The sequence below is a fragment of the Salinibacterium xinjiangense genome (genome assembly GCF_014645015.1).
GTDB classification, from domain to species: Bacteria; Actinomycetota; Actinomycetes; order Actinomycetales; family Microbacteriaceae; genus Rhodoglobus; species Rhodoglobus xinjiangensis.
Genome location: NZ_BMLC01000001.1, coordinates 888735 through 906559, shown reverse-complemented (window position 1 = coordinate 906559; position 17825 = coordinate 888735). Strand labels below are relative to the sequence as shown.

13 protein-coding genes are annotated in these 17825 nt (G+C 64.0%); 9 read left to right on the top strand and 4 right to left on the bottom strand.

Annotated features, from left to right (window positions below):
• Positions 1–27: 27 nt before the first annotated feature.
• Positions 28–1251, top strand: coding sequence for a multiple monosaccharide ABC transporter permease (gene mmsB, locus IEW81_RS04225; RefSeq protein WP_097060309.1), 1224 nt, complete (start codon positions 28–30; stop codon positions 1249–1251).
• A 64-nt stretch (positions 1252–1315) separates the two neighbouring features.
• Here the strand turns inward: mmsB and IEW81_RS04220 are convergent, their stop codons facing one another.
• Positions 1316–2092 carry an ATP-binding cassette domain-containing protein gene (locus tag IEW81_RS04220; protein WP_179691805.1) on the bottom strand — a complete coding sequence of 259 codons (777 nt, stop codon included), beginning with the start codon at positions 2090–2092 and terminating at the stop codon, positions 1316–1318.
• Between the two features lie 65 nt (positions 2093–2157).
• Positions 2158–3333, bottom strand: a complete 1176-nt coding sequence (locus IEW81_RS04215) for an ROK family transcriptional regulator (protein WP_097060310.1) — start codon at positions 3331–3333, stop codon at positions 2158–2160.
• Between the two features lie 239 nt (positions 3334–3572).
• Between IEW81_RS04215 and mmsA the strand changes: the two genes are divergently transcribed.
• The 7 genes from mmsA (at position 3573) to IEW81_RS04180 (ending at position 13215) form a co-directional block, all read left to right on the top strand.
• Positions 3573–5096: a multiple monosaccharide ABC transporter ATP-binding protein gene (mmsA, locus tag IEW81_RS04210; protein WP_097060415.1), complete on the top strand. Its 1524-nt coding sequence runs from the start codon at positions 3573–3575 to the stop codon at positions 5094–5096.
• Positions 5093–6481, top strand: a complete 1389-nt coding sequence (locus IEW81_RS04205) for an ABC transporter permease subunit (RefSeq protein WP_097060311.1) — start codon at positions 5093–5095, stop codon at positions 6479–6481. Before mmsA ends, IEW81_RS04205 begins: the two co-directional genes overlap by 4 nt.
• Before the next feature lie 48 nt (positions 6482–6529).
• On the top strand, positions 6530–7630 hold the full coding sequence (locus IEW81_RS04200; RefSeq protein WP_097060312.1) for a substrate-binding domain-containing protein: 1101 nt from the start codon (positions 6530–6532) through the stop codon (positions 7628–7630).
• A gap of 276 nt (positions 7631–7906) precedes the next feature.
• Positions 7907–8833: a carbohydrate ABC transporter permease gene (locus IEW81_RS04195; protein ID WP_097060313.1), complete on the top strand. Its 927-nt coding sequence runs from the start codon at positions 7907–7909 to the stop codon at positions 8831–8833.
• A complete protein-coding gene (locus IEW81_RS04190; RefSeq protein WP_179691806.1) occupies positions 8830–9723 on the top strand; it encodes a carbohydrate ABC transporter permease in 894 nt (297 codons plus the stop codon). The genes IEW81_RS04195 and IEW81_RS04190 overlap by 4 nt, the downstream gene beginning before the upstream one ends.
• A 63-nt stretch (positions 9724–9786) precedes the next feature.
• Positions 9787–11109, top strand: a complete 1323-nt coding sequence (locus IEW81_RS04185; protein WP_097060314.1) for an ABC transporter substrate-binding protein — start codon at positions 9787–9789, stop codon at positions 11107–11109.
• Between the two features lie 84 nt (positions 11110–11193).
• Positions 11194–13215 carry an alpha-galactosidase gene (locus IEW81_RS04180; RefSeq protein WP_229671232.1) on the top strand — a complete coding sequence of 674 codons (2022 nt, stop codon included), beginning with the start codon at positions 11194–11196 and terminating at the stop codon, positions 13213–13215.
• Here IEW81_RS04180 and IEW81_RS04175 read toward each other — a convergent pair.
• On the bottom strand, positions 13212–15239 hold the full coding sequence (locus IEW81_RS04175) for a beta-galactosidase (protein WP_229671231.1): 2028 nt from the start codon (positions 15237–15239) through the stop codon (positions 13212–13214). The two genes, IEW81_RS04180 and IEW81_RS04175, sit on opposite strands and share 4 nt — an antisense overlap.
• Positions 15240–15404: 165 nt before the next feature.
• On the opposite strand from IEW81_RS04175, the gene IEW81_RS04170 reads away from it, so the two are divergent.
• Positions 15405–16427, top strand: a complete 1023-nt coding sequence (locus IEW81_RS04170) for a LacI family DNA-binding transcriptional regulator (RefSeq protein WP_097060417.1) — start codon at positions 15405–15407, stop codon at positions 16425–16427.
• Here the strand turns inward: IEW81_RS04170 and xylB are convergent.
• Positions 16424–17824 (bottom strand): xylulokinase, encoded by a 1401-nt coding sequence (gene xylB, locus IEW81_RS04165; RefSeq protein WP_097060316.1) that lies wholly within the window; start codon positions 17822–17824, stop codon positions 16424–16426. The two genes, IEW81_RS04170 and xylB, sit on opposite strands and share 4 nt — an antisense overlap.
• Between the last annotated feature and the right edge of the window lies 1 nt (position 17825).

Here is a 17825-nt window from a genome sequence, read left to right as displayed (position 1 = left end):
CCAAGAACCCGCCGAAGGAGTACGAACATGACCGACACGAACACCAAACCAGCCGAGGCCGTGGGGCCAGCGCCCGCCCGCCTGGCCTCATCGCTGAGCCACATCATCACCGATCTTGGAAAGAACGGCATCTTTCTGGCGCTCATCGCGGTCGTCGTGTTGTTCTCCTTCCTGACCAACGGGATCCTGCTCCGCCCGCAGAATATCTCCAACTTGATCGTGCAGAACGGGTACATCCTGATTCTCGCGATCGGCATGGTGATGGTGATCGTCGCGGGCCATATCGACCTGTCGGTCGGGTCGGTGGCGGCCTTCGTCGGCGCCGTATCCGGTGTGTTGATCCGGGATGCCGGTATGCCCTGGTGGGCCGCCATCCTGCTATCCCTGGTGATCGGTGCGCTGGTCGGGGCCTGGCAGGGATTCTGGATCGCGTACGTCGGAATACCGGCGTTCATCGTGACCCTGGCCGGCATGCTCATATTCAGGGGGCTTGCGCTCGTAGTGCTCGGCAACACGAACATCGGTTCTTTCCCGGCGGAGTACCGCGCGCTCGGTAACGGCTTCCTGACGAACGTGTTCGGAGAGTTCGCGGTCGATCCGTTGACGATGGGTGTCGCCGCCATCACGATCATCGCGTTCGTCATACAGAGCCTGCGCACCCGTCGTGCTCGGGAGAGTTACGGACAAGAAGTCGAGCCGCTCGGGTGGTTCGTCGGCAAGCTCGTCATCGTGACGATCGGTGTCGGAGCCTTCGCGTATGCGCTCGCCACGTTCAAGGGCATCCCCGTCACGCTGATTGTGCTCGCCGTCCTCGTGATGATCTACGGCGTCGTCACCAACCGCAGTGTCTTCGGCCGCCACATTTACGCGATCGGTGGAAACCGTCACGCAGCAGAACTGAGCGGCGTCAAGACCCGCCAGGTCGACTTCTACATCTTCGTGAACATGGGTGTGCTCGCGGCGCTCGCCGGCCTGGTCTTCACGGCGCGACTCAACCTCGCAGGCCCCAAGGCTGGCGACGGTTTCGAGCTCGAAGCCATCTCGGCGGCCTTCATCGGTGGAGCCGCAGTTCAGGGCGGCGTCGGCACCATCGGTGGCGCCATCATCGGTGGCCTGATCATCGGTGTGCTGAACAACGGCATGTCGATCCTGGGCATCGGCATCGAATGGCAGCAGGCGGTGAAGGGGCTCGTGCTGTTGTTCGCGGTCGCTTTCGACGTGTTCAACAAGCGCCGTTCGGGTGGTCGCTGACCCCAACAGCATTCGGATGCCCGGTCGCGATTCGCGGCCGGGCATCCGTCATGTTCGCTGCTCGTCAGCGGGAGTAGTCGGATGCGCCCGTGATCGCCGAGATCACTATCTCGTTTGTCACGTCGTCGGTGCGGAAGTGCCCGTTGTTGCGCCCGAGCCGCAGCACGATGATGCGATCAGAGACGGCCTGAACGTCGGTGATGTTGTGGCTGATCACGATGACGCCGAGACCGCGCTCCCGCAGGCGTTCGATGAGGTTCAGTACCTCGGCGGCGGCAGCGACTCCGAGTGCGGCGGTCGGCTCATCCAGGATGACGATGGTCGGCTCACCGATGAGTGACCTGGCGATCGCCACCGTCTGCCGTTGGCCGCCAGACAGAGTCGAGACACGCGCGCGCACTGACGGGATGCGCGCACTGAGTTCGCGAAGCAGCGCCCACGAGCGTGTTTCCATTCCCACATGATCGAGCACGCCGCGTACGTTCAGTTCTCGGCCGAGCCAGAGGTTGCTGACGACGTCGAGGTTGTCGCACAGCGCCAGGTCCTGGAATACCGTGGCGATACCGAGCTCGTAGGCCTCGGCGGTGTTGCCGATGATCACCGGCGTACCGCCGAGACTGATGCTGCCAGCATCCGGTTTGAATACTCCGGCAAGAATCTTGACCAGGGTGGATTTCCCCGCACCGTTATCTCCCACGAGCGCGACGACCTCGCCCGGATACACCTCGAGATCGACGCTGGCCAGGGCACGGATCGCTCCGAAGTTCTTGCTGATGCCGTTCATCGAGACGAGTGGCTGCATGGTCGGCTGCGTCACTGCAGCAGGCGATGCCTGGCTCATCGGTTTCTCCTCGGTGCGAATCTGCGCCTCGTTCACTGTGCTGGGTCCGTCGAACTCCGTGCTGGTCATCGTAGTTGCGGCTTCCACTCGGCGGCTACGTTATCGATTGCCGCTGCCAGGCACCCGAGTACGGCAGCCCGGTCACCGAGGGTTCCTGTCACAACCTCGGGAGCATTCGCCCCGATCGTCGCCCTCTCCAACTCGTGCCGCAACGGTGCGAGGAGCAGTTCTCCAGCCTCAGCCATCTCGCCTCCGATCACCACGAGCTCCGGGTCGAAGAGAGTGCTGACCGTCGCTGCGGCAGCACCGATGTGACGCCCGGCGTCCGCGATAGCGCGCCGCGCGCCGGAATCGCCGGCCTCAGCACGCAGCAGCAGGTCTCGCAGGCGATGGATTCCGGGGTCACCCCGAAACAGTTCAAGCAGGGCGGGTCCACCGGCGAACGCCTCGAGGCACCCCCTATTACCGCAGCCGCACAGCGGGCCGTGGGGGTCGATCATGACGTGGCCGACCTCGCCTGCACGGCCCGATCCGCCCCTATAGGGGAAGCCATTTATGAGCAGGCTGCCGCCGATCGAGTAGCCGACCCTGATGTAGACGGCACTGGTGAAGCCTCTCGCGGCCCCGGATCTGAGTTCGGCGAGGCCGCCGAGGTTGGCCTCGGTATCGACGAAAACGGGCAGCCGGATGCGCTCACTCATCGAGTCCGCGATCGCAACGCCGTCCCACCCCCGCATTAGTCCCGGGGTTGAGATGACGCCGCTGGCCGGGTCGATGGGGTGGGGCAGTGCCATTCCGAGCACGAGTACGTCGCTCAGGCTGGCATCGAGCGCCTCAACCATGTCACCGATGAGCAGGGCTGCACGGTCCATTTCGCGGTCGTGGCGGTGGTCCGCGGCCAATGGAAGGTGGTTTTCGGCAACTACCGTACGATCGACGTCCGAGATGGCTACCCGAAGGTGTCGTTTGGAGATGTGCAGTCCGGCGACGAGTCCCTGACGCCGTGCGAGGGTGACCTCGACGGCGCGGCGGCCGCTGCGGGAGGTGGCTGCGGTGTTGACGACGCCGGCGCCGGACAACTCTTTGACGATATTGGAGATCGTTGCGGCAGACAGCCCCGTCGCGCCGGCGAGTTCCACCTGGGTCAGGTGTCCATGGCGTTTGAGGGATTCGACGATTCGAGCGCGATTGGCTTCGCGTAGTGAAGTCTGGGAACCCGGCGGTGGGTGTCGACTCTGCACATCGAGATCCTACCCTTTTGCCGTGTTTGAGCGGATGTTATAGGTGGATGAGACAACAAATGGCCCTGTGACATTGCGCGAAGATCACGATTTGGTGTGTCTTGTCTTCACTATTTGACGCCAAGGCTGCGCGGGGTTAGATTCTCGTAGGCGCAATGCACTTAATAGGTCGTGCGAGGCCCTGACGCGGAGGTCAAGCTGTGGAACTGGCAGGCAACACTGAGCCGACCATCCTGGAGATGCGCGGCATCACCAAGGAGTTCCCCGGTGTGAAGGCGCTTGACGATGTCACCCTCACGGTCAAGGCCGGTGAGATCCACGCGATCTGCGGTGAGAACGGCGCAGGCAAATCCACCCTCATGAAGGTCCTGTCCGGCGTCTATCCTTACGGCAGCTACACCGGCGACATCATCTACGGAGGCGCCGAGGTTCGCTTCAGCAACATCCGCCAGAGCGAGAGCGCCGGCATCGTCATCATCCACCAGGAGCTCGCGCTCATCCCGCTGCTGTCGATCACCGAAAACATCTTCCTCGGCAACGAGCCGACGAAGCGCGGCGTGATCGACTGGGTCGCCGCAAAGAGCATGGCACGAGAGCTGCTGGCTCGCGTGGGCCTCTCGGATGACCCGGACACCCTCATCAAAGACATCGGCGTCGGCAAGCAGCAGTTGGTCGAGATCGCCAAGGCCCTGCACAAATCGGTGAAGCTCCTGATCCTGGATGAACCGACTGCTGCACTCAATGAGTCGGATTCCCAGCATCTGCTCGACCTTCTGCGCGGCCTCAAGGGCCGCGGAATCACGTCGATCATGATCTCGCACAAGCTGAACGAGATCGAGGCGATCTCGGATGAGATCACCATCATCCGGGATGGCAGGACCATCGAGACTCTCAACGTCAGGGACGATGGTGTCGATGAGGATCGCATCATCCGCGGGATGGTCGGTCGCACGCTCGACAACCGCTTCCCCGAGCGCAATCCTCACATCGGAGAGATCTTCTTCGAGGTCAGGAACTGGAACGTGCAGCATCCACTGGCCGCCGACCGCATGGTCGTCAAGAACTCAAGTTTCACCGTCCGGCGTGGTGAGGTCGTCGGTTTCGCCGGTCTCATGGGGGCTGGCCGCACCGAGCTCGCGATGAGCATCTTCGGCAGGTCGTATGGCAACTTCCTCTCAGGCACCCTCATCAAGGATGGCAAAGAGATCCGCGTCCGTAACGTCGGCGAGGCTATCGAGAACGGCATCGCCTACGTGAGCGAAGACCGTAAGGCTCTCGGCCTGAACCTCCTCGACGACATCAAGCGATCGATCGTCTCGGCCAAACTCTCGAAGATCTCGAAAGCTGATGTGGTTGATGAGGTCGCGGAGTACCAGGTCTCTGAGAAGTACCGCAAGAGCCTGCGCATCAAGACACCGACGGTCTACGAGGGCGTCAACAAACTCTCCGGGGGAAACCAGCAGAAGGTGGTGTTGGCGAAGTGGATGTTTACCGATCCCGACATCCTGATCCTGGATGAGCCCACCCGCGGTATCGACGTGGGCGCTAAGACCGAAATCTATGCAATCATCCGCGAGCTGGCGGCACAGGGCAAGGGCGTGATCATGATCTCGTCTGAGCTGCCCGAGCTGCTGGGAGTCTCAGACAGGATCTACACGATCTTCGAGGGTGCGATCACGAGCGAGATCTCCGCCGACCGTGCCGACCCGGAAACGCTGATGAAGAGCATGACCTCCACCGAGAAGAAAGCCCCGAAGCTATGACTGATGTGACAACCAGGCCGGAGAAGTCCGGGGGCATTCGAGACCTTCGCAAGATGTTCAGCGGCGGCGGTCGACAGTTCGGCATTCTGGGCGCGCTGATCGTCATCATCGCGCTGTTCCAGATTCTCACCGGTGGCAAGACTCTCGACTCGACGAACCTCATCAACCTCGTCAACGGAAATGCCTACGTGCTCATCCTCGCCGTGGGGATGGTGATGGTCATTGTCGCTGGCCACATCGATCTCTCGGTGGGCTCGGTGGCGGCCTTCGTCGGCATTGTGGTCGCGCAGGTCATGAAGGGGCTCAGCTTCCCCGGGCTCCCCGATGGGCTCGCTTCGCTGCTCACGGTCTTCATCGGCATCATCGTCGGTCTCGTCATCGGTGCCCTCGTCGGGGCATGGCAGGGGTGGTGGGTCGCCTACGTCGGAGTCCCCGCGTTCATCGTGACTCTTGCCGGGATGCTCATCTTCCGCGGCGCCAACCAGTTCGTCGGCAACTCGACCTCCATCCCGGTCCCGCGCGAGTTCGCGTTCATCGGTGGGGGATTCCTGCCCGACTTCGGGCCGGATTTCGGTTTCTCGAACCCCACCCTCATACTGGGGCTCCTGGTGGCCATCGCCATCATCTGGCAGGAGCGCCGCCTTCGTCGGAACCAGGCCAAGATGGGCGCAGACCAGGCACCGCTGTGGGTGAGCGTCGTCAAAGTGGTCGTCGTGCTGGCGGTCGTCGTCGCCGCGACGCTGCTCTTCGCATCGGGCCGCATCGGCACGAGCTTCCCGGTTGCGGGGGTCATCCTCGGCGTGCTCGTGCTGGGCTACTCGTTCCTCACGAACAACACGACCATCGGTCGCCACATCTATGCCGTGGGTGGCAACTGGAGGGCGGCAGAGCTCTCTGGCGTCAACATCCGCAAGGTCAACTTCTTCGTGATGGCGAACATGTCGATCATCGCCGCGCTCGCCGGAATGCTGTGGATCGCCCGGTCGGTGGCATCCGGTCCCGGTGATGGCGTCGGCTGGGAGCTGGACGCGATTGCCGCCGTGTTCATCGGTGGCGCCGCAGTGTCAGGTGGCATCGGCACCGTCGCCGGCTCGATCATCGGTGGCCTCGTCATCGCCGTCCTCAATAACGGACTTCAGCTTCTCAGTGTCGGCGCCGACCGTGTGCAGATGATCAAGGGCCTCGTGCTGCTTCTCGCCGTGGGCATCGACGTGTACTCGAAGCGCCAGGGAAAGCCGTCCATCATCGGGCTGCTCACGCGAGGCCGCAGGTCGGCTCTCGACGAGACGCCGGTACCCGCAGCCCCGCGGGGCACACAGACTCCCACCCCTACGGGTGGGGCCCAGGAATCCGCTCGGCCCAGGGACCTCACTCCCGAAGGCTGAGAACTACCGGAATCCGACCTAACAGACGCACCAGGAAAGAGACTAGCAATGAAGAAACTCGTTATCGCGACGACGGCCTTCGCCGCCATCGCGGCATTGACCCTCGCGGGTTGCTCGAGCCGTGGCGATGTCGCCACCGACGGCGCGAGCGCAGCAGCCGGATTCGCAGCGGATTCCACTATCGGAGTAGCACTGCCGGACAAGACCTCGGAGAACTGGGTGCTTGCCGGCCAGCTGTTCACCGATGGCCTGACGGAAGCCGGGTTCAAGCCGGACGTGCAGTACGCGCCCGCGAACAACACCGTTCCGGAACAGCAGAACCAGATCAGCTCGATGGTCACCAACGGCGCCAAGGTCATCATCATCGGCGCGAAGGATGGCGCTCAGCTGTCGTCACAGGTCGAGGCAGCCCACGATGCCGGAGCGACCGTCATCGCGTACGACCGCCTCATCCTGAACACCGAGGCTGTCGACTACTACCTCGCGTTCGACAACTTCAAGGTAGGCGAGCTGCAGGGCCAGGCGCTGCTCGACGGACTCGCAGCGAAGTCCCCCGACAAGAAGTCGTACAACATCGAACTGTTCTCAGGTTCACCCGACGACAACAACGCCGGAGTCTTCTTCGATGGTGCGATGAGCGTGCTCCAGCCGAAGATTGATGACGGAACACTCGTGGTCGTCTCGGGCCAGACCGCTGTTGCGCAGACCGCAACCCAGGGATGGTTGGCGCAGAATGCGCGCAGCCGTATTGACACCCTGCTCGCGGGCAACTACGCGTCGGCAGACCTCGATGGCGTCCTGTCGCCCAACGACACGCTCGCTCGCGCGATCATTGAAGGCGTCGTTGCTGCAGGAAAGCCGATCCCGGTCATCACGGGCCAGGACTCAGAGGTCGAGTCCGTCAAGTCGATCATGGCTGGCGAACAGTACATGACCATCTACAAGGACACTCGTGCGCTCGTTGCACAGGCCATCGTGATGGTTCAGGACCTGCAGAAGGGCGACACGCCCGAGGTCAACGACACGGAGTCGTACGACAACGGAGTCAAGGTCGTGCCGTCGTACCTGCTGGCACCTCTGGTGGTCACCAAAGACACCGCTGCCGAGGTCTACAAGGGCAACGACAGCCTCGAGCCGCTCACCAAGTAGCAGCTTCTCTCTCAAAACGAAGGCCGGTCGGGGTTCGCCCCGGTCGGCCTTCGTCGTCCCTGTCGTGCGGTCGAACATGTGGTCCTGCACCGAAGGTTCCGAGTGTGGACGCGCCGCACCCCCCCATTCGGTTGACAGCCAGAAATCCATGTGAATAAGATGGGAGCGTTCACAGAGACTGCGTTAGCACCACCATTCGCTGGCAAGTCGAGCACTTCCAGGGCCCGGACCGGGTTCGCCCACTGCGCCAGACCAACGATGATCGGGGCATTTCCTATGACGGTGACCTCAGTACGAGCCCCCCGCCACGGGTTGGGCGTGAGCGCCGCACCGCGGAAGAGGCTGAGCCACCGCAAGGCCCTCACGATCTTCATCGGGCCATTTCTCCTGCTGTATCTCCTCTTCTACGTCATCCCGATCGGGTATGCGATCTACCAGTCGTTCCTCACCGTCGAACGCGTGGGAACCTTCGGGCCTGCGACCACCGTCTTCGGCGGATTCACCCAGTACATCGCGGTGTTCCAGGCCAGCGATTTCTGGGCCTCGGTGCTGAGGGTGCTCGCCTTCGGCGCAGTGCAGGTGCCGGTCATGCTCGGGCTGGCGCTCCTGTTCGCGCTACTGCTCGACTCCCCGTTGCTCAAGGGGAAGAAATTCTTCCGCCTCGCATTCTTCGCTCCGTATGCTGTGCCCGGTGTCATCGCGGCGATCATGTGGGGTTTCCTGTATTCACCGTCGCTCTCGCCGTTCAGTGCCGTGACCCAGAACATCCCGTTCCTGGGAGCCGACCTGGTGCTGTGGTCGATCGCCAACATCGTGACCTGGGTCTACGTCGGTTACAACATGCTGATCATCTATTCAGCACTGCTCGCCATCCCGACGGAGATCTATGAAGCCGCCAGAATCGATGGCGCCAGCAACTGGGCCATCGCCTGGCAGATCAAGATCCCCCTGGTCACGCCGGCGCTTATCCTCACCGCCGTGTTCTCGATCATCGGCACCCTGCAGTTGCTCGCTGAGCCGCAGACGCTGCGCAGCTTCAGCACCGCTATCAATTCGACCTTCACCCCGAACCTCGCCGTGTACACGACAGCCTCGGTGCCGAACTACAGCCTTGCTGCGGCGTTCTCCGTCGTGCTCGCCCTGTCGACGTTCGTACTGTCGTTCGTGTTCCTCAAAGTGACGCAGAGACGAGCCTTCGCATGAGCGCCCCGAGCCTGACCCGTAGCTCGAAGGCAAAGGGTTCCCAGCGCGAACCCATCCTGTCTCGATCGGCGGCAATGCTCATCATGGGCGTCTTCACGCTCTATTTCCTCATCCCGATTTGGTGGCTGCTCGTGTCGTCCACGAAGACGCAAGGGCAGTTCACGACGACCCCAGCGCTGATATTCACCCCGGACGCGATACCGAACTTCATTGACAACATCAGTGGCCTGTTTGCATATAACGACGGCGTCTTCCTGAAATGGATCCTCAACAGCGTGCTGTACGCAGGAGCCGGTGCGTTGCTCGGGACCGTCATCGCGTCCATGTGCGGCTACGCACTGGCCAAGTACGGATTCCGTGGCCGGGAGGCTGTCTTCAACCTCGTGCTCTCTGGCGTTCTGGTCCCGGCAACGGCACTCGCTCTGCCGCTCTTCCTCATCTTCAGCCAGGTCGGTCTCACCAACACGTTCTGGGCCGTCTTCCTCCCCAGCATCGTCAGCCCTTTCGGTGTCTACCTCGCCCGGATCTATGCCGCTTCGAGCGTGCCGGATGAACTGCTGGAAGCAGCTCGACTCGACGGCTCGAATGAGGTGCGCACATTCTTCACCGTCGCGACTCGATTGATGGCGCCGGCTCTCGTCACGATCTTCCTCTTCCAGTTCGTCGCCATCTGGAACAACTTCTTCCTGCCGCTCATCATGCTGCGGGACCCCAGCCTGTTTCCGGTGACCCTGGGTCTGTACTCCTGGAACAGTGCGATCGGCCAGAATCCTGAACTCCGGTCGTTCGTCATCATCGGCGCATTCGTGTCGATCATCCCGCTCATCATCGCGTTCCTGAGTCTTCAACGGTTCTGGAGCGGCGGCCTCGCGGCGGGAAGCATTAAGTAAATCGCTATCCATCACTCACGATCCGGCTTCGGATGGTGTACACAGCACACGATTGGAACTCTCATGCAACGTAACCTCCGAACGGTCGCTATGGCAGCGGCCGTTGTCTCGGCGCTGGCACTTGCCGGCTGCGCGAGCGCTACACCGGATACCGCCTCCGGCGGTTGTGAGCCGTCAGACGGCCCCGTCGATCTCACCTTCACCAGCTGGGTCCCCGGGATGGACCAGGTCGTCGCCCTCTGGAACGAGAAGAATCCCGACATCCAGGTCGAATTCCAGACCGGCCCGAATGGTAACTCCGGTACGTACCAGAACTTCTTCAACCAGATCAAGGCTGGCAACGCACCAGATGTTGGCCAGGTCGAGTACGACGCCCTCCCGAGCTTCCGCGTGCAGGATGGCCTGGAGAACATCGCGGGGTGCGGCGATATCCTCGCGGCTGGTGATCAGTTCGTCGACTGGACCTGGAGCCAGGTGACCTTCGGCGAAGACAACGCTGTCTACGCTATCCCGCAGGACTCCGGCCCCACGGCCATGTATTACCGGGCTGACCTGTTCGAGGCCGCGGGGATCCCGGTTCCGACAACGTGGGCAGAGTATGCAGATGCCGCCGCAAAGATCAAGGCGCTCGGCTCATACATCACCAACTTCCCCAAGACCGACGTGAACTGGTTCGCGGGGATGGTCTGGCAGAATAACGGCCAGTGGTTCGAGAACAACGGCGAAGACTGGACTGTCGACCTGACCAGCCCGGAATCGCTCGAAGTGGCCGACTACTGGCAGGGGCTGCTCGACCGAGGTGAGGTCTCGACTCTCGCGTCGTTCTCAGACGAGTGGAATGCATCATTCAACACCGGCCAGCAGTGGACCTGGATCTCGGCGGTCTGGGGTGCCAGCACCATCAAGAGCGGTGCTCCTGACACCTCGGGCAAGTGGGCCGTGGCGCAGATGCCGCAGTGGAACGCCGGCGACGACGCTGCCGGAAACTGGGGTGGCTCGTCGAGCGCGGTGCTGAAGGGGTCGAAGCACCCCTACGAGGCAGCACAGTTCGCCCTGTGGTTGAACACCGACCCGGACGCGCTCGAGATGGCGAACGAGCTCGGAGGCCTCTACCCGGCATCGAAGGACGGCGCCAACCTGCCGGTCTTCACCGCGGGGCAGGAGTTCTATGGCGGACAGAAGATCTACGACGTGTTCGCCGAGGCCTCGGCCCAGGTCATCCCCAATTTCGTATGGGGGCCGACCATGACACAGACCTATACGGATGTGTCAGACGGATTCGGTGCAGCACTGGGCGGCAGCGGTACGCTGGCTGACGCGCTCGCGACCGGCACAGAGAAGACGATCGCGGCCCTCAAGGCGCAGTCCATCCCTGTCGCGGAGTAGCTCCCTATCAACACCATCATCTACCTCCGCTCCCCGGGAACCAGCCTCGTGCTGGATGCCCGGGGGGCGGGGGTACCCTCTTTTGTGCACTGGGGTGCGGATCTCGGTGACCTGGACTCGACGCAGCTCGCAGGCCTGGCCGCAGCCCAGACCGTCGCGATCCCGCCGAGCTCGATCGACAGCCCGGCATGCCTGAGCCTGTTGCCTGTGGCCAGTGAAGGCTGGAGCGGAACGCCCGGGCTCTCGGGGCATCGGGCCTCGCAGACCATCGAGCCATCGTTCATCCTGTCCCGCGTCGACCGTCCCGATGTCCGCAGCGTCATCGCGGTGCTCACCGATTCGGCGGCGGGTCTGGAGGCCACGGTCGAGATAGTGCTGTCTCCCGAGGGTCTTCTCGTGACTCGCACCACCGTGACGAATACCGGTGAATCCGAATTCACCCTGGGCAGGCTCGGCTCAACGCTCCCGATACCCCCGCGAGCCAGGGAAGTGCTGGATGTCACGGGCCGCTGGTCGTTCGAGCGTCGCCCCCAGCGTCGTGAGCTTGCTCACGGGAGCTGGAGCCGGCAGACGCGTCACGGCAGGAACGGTCATGACAGCCCCGAGCTGCTCGCTGCAGGAACACCGGGCTTCGGATTCCGCGCAGGTGACGTGTGGGCGGTGCATCTTGCCTTCAGCGGAGACCACGACCTGTATGCCGAGTCCCACCCGACCGGACAGGCCGTGCTCGGCGCGGCCGAGTTGCTCGCGCCCGGCGAGGTCATCCTCGCTGCGGGGGAGTCCTACGTGTCACCGCAGGTGCTTGCGGCCTGGTCGGCAGTCGGTCTCGACGGGATATCCGAGCGCTTCCATGCGTGGGCGCGCCGTCGGCGGCCGCTCGGGCCGCGCCCGGTCATCCTGAACACCTGGGAGGCGGTCTATTTCGACCACGATCTCGAGCGGTTGAGATCGCTGGCCTCGGTTGCGGCATCGGTTGGCGTCGAACGATTCGTGCTCGACGATGGCTGGATGACGGGTCGCACTGATGCCACTCGCGCCCTCGGTGACTGGACTGTCGACCCCGAACGATGGCCGCAGGGGCTGGCTCCGATCATCGACCACGTCCACTCGCTCGGGATGGACTTCGGGCTCTGGGTCGAGCCCGAAATGGTGAGCCTGGATTCGGAGATGGCGCGCGCGCATCCCGAATGGGTGCTCACGGGTTCTCCACGCCGGCTACCCCAACCGTGGCGCAACCAGTTCGTGCTCGACCTGGCCAACCCCGACGCTTACGACTCGGTGCTCGCCCAACTCTGCGCGCTGCTCGACCGTTATGACATCGCCTACCTGAAGTGGGATCAGAATCGGGATCTTCTCGGCGGCTCTGCCCACCGCCAGACTCTCGCGACCTGGCGACTCCTGGCCGAACTGAATGACCGGTATCCCTCCCTCGAGATCGAGTCATGCTCCTCGGGCGGCGGGCGCACCGATCTCGGAGTTCTGCAATTCACCGACCGTGTGTGGGCCAGCGATACCAACGATCCGGTCGAGCGGCAGCGAATCCAGCGATACACCTCGATCGTGCTGCCACCCGGGGTGATCGGCAGCCACCTGGGCGCGACCATCGCTCACACGACCGGTCGCCAGACCGACCTCGGCTTTCGACTCGCAACCGCATTCTTCGGATCCGCTGGAATCGAATGGGATCTCACGAAGTCGAGCCCGGAGGAGCTCGCGTCTGTGACCCTCTGGATCGCCGCATACAAGCAACATCGTGCCGTGCTGCACTCCGGCACCGTCGTGCGGGCTGATTCCGCGGATGCGGCGCTCGAACTGCACGGAGTCGTAGCTGCCGACCTCAGCGAGGCGATCTTCGCCGCAGTGTGCCTCGAGGCGCCTCGGGACGCGGTCAGCACGGGCCTGATCCTGCCGGGGCTCGACCCCCATGCCGACTATCGCGTCGAGCCTCTCGACCTCGGGGCAACGGTGCAGTATTTCCACGGCATTCCACCGTGGCTGGCAGCAGGGGGTACGACGCTCCCGGGCTTGGTGCTCGGCTCAATAGGTCTCGCCTGGCCGCCGCTCCAGGCCCAGCAGGCCCTCGTGCTGCGGGTTGTCCGCCTTTAGTGGATCGACTCTCGCAGCACCCTCACCGCGCCAGCGGGGACGAAGACGGTTCCCTCGACCCGCTCGCCGGTCGTGAGCTCGGTCCCTGTCCCGGTGAATGACACCTCGCGGTCGGAGTGATTGATCACGAACACGAAACGGTCGGTGTCGTTGGAGCGGGAGACGACCTCGACATCCCGTCCCAGCGCATGGCCCACGACGCCAGCTTCGGTGAGGGCACCCGCCATGAGTTCAGCGTATGAGTCGTCGTCGAGTGCCGTCGCCACGTAGATGGCACGCCCCTCGCCGAACACGTTCGAGGTCGCTGCCGGTTGCCCCGGGAGTTGCCCGTCGGCGAACTCCGTCATGACCGTGGCTGTGGTCACCCGCACGATCTCCGTCCATATCGTCCCCGTCGATCCGTCGCTGAGCACAACCGTGCCATCCGCATTGAGCGGAAAGAACTCTTCGGTCCAGGCGCCAAGGAGTTCGGCGAAAGCGCCGGGCGGGGTGGCCTGGGTGACATCCATTCGCAATCGGAGTTCATCGTCGGCCAGTCCGGAGAAAAACGTCACCATCACGTGGCCGCCACCGGCCACGTAGTCAGACAACGCTTGTGCGTCGACGTCAGTGATGCAGTAGAGCGTGGGGACGATCACGAGCGAATAGCCGGACAGGTTTGCGCCCGGGGGAACGAAGTCGACGGTCACCCCGGCGGTTCGAAGAGCCGCATATGCCCGATGGGCCTCCGGCATGTACTTCACGTCCTGGGAAGGATGTGTGTCGTTCTCAACTGCCCACCATGCTTCCCAGCTGAACATGATCGCTGCCCGTGCGTCGACCCGACTGCCACTGACGGGCGCGAGCTGGTCGAGCATGGCGCTGACTCCGAGCGTCTCTCGCCAGATCCCGGAGTCGGTTCCGGCGTGGGGGAGCAGAGCAGAATGGAATTTCTCCGCGCCCTGGCGGGACGCCCGCCACTGGAAGAAGCAGATGCCGTCAGCGCCGCGGGCGACATGTGAGGCCACGGTGCGAGCCAGCTCACCGGGCACCTTGGCGATGTTGTACGGCTGCCAGCTCACGGCGCTCGTGGACGTCTCCATGAGCAACCAGGGGTTTCCGTCCGCGAGTCCGCGAGTCAGGTCAGCGGAGAACGACACCTCGGCCTCAGGATGCTCGAGACGGTAGTCGACGTAGTGGTCGTTGGCGATGAGGTCGACTTCCGGTGCCCATCGCCAGTAGTCCTGCGTGCGAATGTGCGCAGTGATCATGAAATTGGTCGTTACCGGAACCGAACTGGCGGCGCGGACGATGGCGAGTTCGTCACGGTAGTAGCTCAGCAGCTCTTCCGAGCTGAAGCGCTCGAAGTCCAGTCGATGGCCGGGGTTCACCGTAGACACTGTCGTTCGCGGCGGCAGGATCTCGCTCCAACGCGAGTAGCGCTGGCTCCAGAATGAGGTACCCCAGGCATCGTTGAGGCGTTCGATGGTTGCATAGCGCGCCTCGAGCCATCGTCGGAACGATGTCGCGGAGACATCGCAGTAGCAGAGGGCATTGTGGCACCCGAGCTCGTTCGAGACGTGCCAGAGCGCAACCGCAGGATGGTCACCGTATCGTTCGGCGACGACAGAAGCCAGCCGCAGCGCGTGTTCGCGGAACACGGGCGAGCTCGGGCACCATGCCTGTCGGCCCCCGGGCCAGCGAGTGGTGCCATCAGCCATGACGGGCAGGATCTCCGGATGCTGCGTCGACAGCCACGGCGGTGGGGATGAGGTACCGGTGCCGAGATTGACCCGGATGCCGTTCTCGTGGAGCAGGGCGATGATCGCGTCGAGCGAGTCGAAGTCGTATTCGCCGGGCCGTGGTTCGATCGACGCCCAGCCGAAGATGTTGATCGCGACGATGTCGATTCCGGCCTGGACCATCAGCGCGACGTCGTCGTTCCAGACGCTTTCGGGCCACTGCTCAGGGTTGTAGTCGCAGCCGAACAGGATTCCGCCGCGTTGCCAGCCCTGGGTAGCGCGGGCTGGCTCGTGTCGCTTCACAGCAACCTCCTCCAGAGTTTCTGTGAGCGTGCACAGAGCAGGCTCAAAATAAACCCGCTTCACGGAGCGGGCTTCCCAAATCGTAGCTGGGCGCCGCTCGTGGTGTCAACCGTTATGGCCGTTGTTGAGCCCGTGAACCGTGCCAGCACGGCTAAAATAGCGGTCATGCGCCAGAGTGACGATCGCCCGAAGAGAGCAACGATCTTCGACGTTGCTGACGAGGCGAAGGTCTCTCGCGGAACCGTATCCAGACTGCTCAACGGTGAGCGTTACGTCTCAGACTCGGCACGCGAGGCGATCGAGCTTGCCATCGCCAGGGTGGGTTACGTACGCAACATGGCGGCGCGCAATCTCGCGTCCCAGCGCACCCGCGCGGTCGGACTGATCGTGCACGAGCCGCACTCGGTCTTTCTCGAGGATCCCAACATCGGCGCCATCCTTCTGGGGACCAACGAGCGGTTGTCGGAGGACGACTATCAGTTGGTCTGCCTCATCATCGGTTCGGATCGGGACTCGGCGAGAGTCGCCGACTTCCTCCGGGGTGGGTTCGTCGACGGTGTGATCATCGTGTCTGCCCGCGAGCACGACCCCATCGCACTCGCCATCGGCCAGATCGGGCTGCCGGCGGTGACCGTGGGGCACCCCTCCGATGTGCCGAAGATCCCGTTCGTCGGCATCGACAACTACACCGCGGCACGCGATGTCACGTCCCGGCTTCGCGATACGGGTCGTCGCAGGATCGGGATGATCGCGGCTGCTCTCGACCGCGACTCCGGGGCGGATCGCCTGGCTGGTTTCCGATCGGCGATCGGTGATGGCTTCGACGAACGCCTTGTCGTCGACTTCCCGCTCTACTCCCGGGAGACCGGTGTCGCGGGGATGAAGGAGCTGCTGGCCAGGGAGCCGGACATCGACGGGGTGTTCGCCGCGTCAGATGCGATAGCTGCCGGGGCCATCGATGTGCTGCGCCAGGCCGGCCGCAGCATCCCCGGCGACGTCGGGATCGTCGGATTCGACGACAGCGAATGGGCCCAGCGGTGCGACCCGCTGCTCTCCACGATTCGCCAGCCTGCCGATCTGCTGGGGCGCCAGGCGGCCTCGATCCTGCTCGACCTGGTCAACGGAACCCGGCCGGAGCAGACCGGCACGCTGTTGCCCACGGAGATCGTCTGGCGCGACTCGGCCTAACGCGCGGAATACTGCTGCCGGATGATCGGCCGGGTGTCGATCGCGGGCTCGGCCGCGATCGGCAGCTCCCAGTCCGGGCGCTCGCCCTGAAGGGCCCAGGCGGCCTGGGCCGCCGCACCGAGTGCCACGTACTCACCAGGGCTCGGAACCACGACCGGTACCTCGAATACCTGGGCCGCGATCGCCGAGACTGCGCGATTCTGTGCGGCACCGCCGATGAGCAGGATGCGGTGCGCCTGCACGCCCTGGGCGCGCAGCGCGTCCAGCCCATCCGCGAGACCGCAGAGCAGCCCCTCGATCGCCGAGCGGGCAAGGTCGGGTCGAGTTGTCGAAGCGAGGGTCATCCCGAAGAGGGTAGCCGTGGCATCCGGCAGGTTGGGCGTTCGTTCGCCCTCGAAGTAGGGCTGCAGAACGAGGCCGCCCGAACCCGGTTCGGCCTGGAGGGCCAGGGCGCCGAGTTCGTCGTGGGTCACGCCGAGGAGTGCTGCAATGGAGTCGAGCACCCGGGCGGCGTTGAGCGTCGCGACGAGCGGCAGGAACAGCCCACTGGCATCGGCGAAGCCTGCGACCGTACCGGTCTCGTCGTGGCTGGGCGTCGCGGTGACGGCGAAGACCGTGCCGCTCGTGCCGATCGACACCACCACGTCGCCATCCCGCGCACCCAGTCCGAGAGCCGCGCCGGCGTTGTCGCCGGCCCCCGCGCCGACCACGATCCCACCCTCCGGTGTCGGAAATTCAGGAGATGCGGCGATCACTCCGGCCGACTCGCCAGGTGCGACCACGCGCGGTACGACGGTTCCTGAATTTCCAATGGCGAGCTCGAGCAGCTCGCGATCGTACTCACCCGAGACGGGGTCGAAATAGCCGGTGCCGCTGGCATCCGAGCGATCGGTCGTCAGCGCATCGAGCCGCGGATTCTGCGGGCCGAAGCCCCTGAGGCGCCAGGTGAGCCAGTCGTGGGGGAGGGCCACCGCCGCGACGGCGGCAGCGTTCTCGGGCTCGGCGTCTCGCAGCCAGCGCAGCTTCGTGCTCGTGAAACTGGCGACCGGTATCGAGCCCGTGCGAGCGACGATGTCCGGTACCTCGGCAGCCAGGTCACGGGCGGCCTGAGCTGAGCGGGTGTCGTTCCACAGCAGGGCAGGGCGGATGACCCGACCACCGTGATCCAGTACGACCATGCCGTGCTGCTGCCCGCCAACGGAGATCGCGGCGACGTCGGCGAGACCGCCAGCGTCAGCGATCGCGTGCTGCAGCGCGGTCCACCATGCCTCAGGATCGACTTCGGTCCCGGCTGGGTGAGCCGCGCGGCCGGTTCGCACCGTGACGCCGGTGGCGGCATCCACGATCACGACCTTGCAGCTCTGCGTGGACGAGTCGACTCCCGCCACGAGTGTCATG

Coding starts and splice junctions, on each gene's coding strand:
- xylB (WP_097060316.1), bottom strand. CDS start 17,824: ATGACACTCGTGGCGGGAGTCGACTCGTCCACGCAGAGCTGCAAGGTC.
- IEW81_RS04195 (WP_097060313.1), top strand. CDS start 7,907: ATGACGGTGACCTCAGTACGAGCCCCCCGCCACGGGTTGGGCGTGAGC.
- IEW81_RS04185 (WP_097060314.1), top strand. CDS start 9,787: ATGCAACGTAACCTCCGAACGGTCGCTATGGCAGCGGCCGTTGTCTCG.
- IEW81_RS04190 (WP_179691806.1), top strand. CDS start 8,830: ATGAGCGCCCCGAGCCTGACCCGTAGCTCGAAGGCAAAGGGTTCCCAG.
- mmsB (WP_097060309.1), top strand. CDS start 28: ATGACCGACACGAACACCAAACCAGCCGAGGCCGTGGGGCCAGCGCCC.
- IEW81_RS04205 (WP_097060311.1), top strand. CDS start 5,093: ATGACTGATGTGACAACCAGGCCGGAGAAGTCCGGGGGCATTCGAGAC.
- mmsA (WP_097060415.1), top strand. CDS start 3,573: ATGCGCGGCATCACCAAGGAGTTCCCCGGTGTGAAGGCGCTTGACGAT.
- IEW81_RS04170 (WP_097060417.1), top strand. CDS start 15,405: ATGCGCCAGAGTGACGATCGCCCGAAGAGAGCAACGATCTTCGACGTT.
- IEW81_RS04220 (WP_179691805.1), bottom strand. CDS start 2,092: ATGAGCCAGGCATCGCCTGCTGCAGTGACGCAGCCGACCATGCAGCCA.
- IEW81_RS04200 (WP_097060312.1), top strand. CDS start 6,530: ATGAAGAAACTCGTTATCGCGACGACGGCCTTCGCCGCCATCGCGGCA.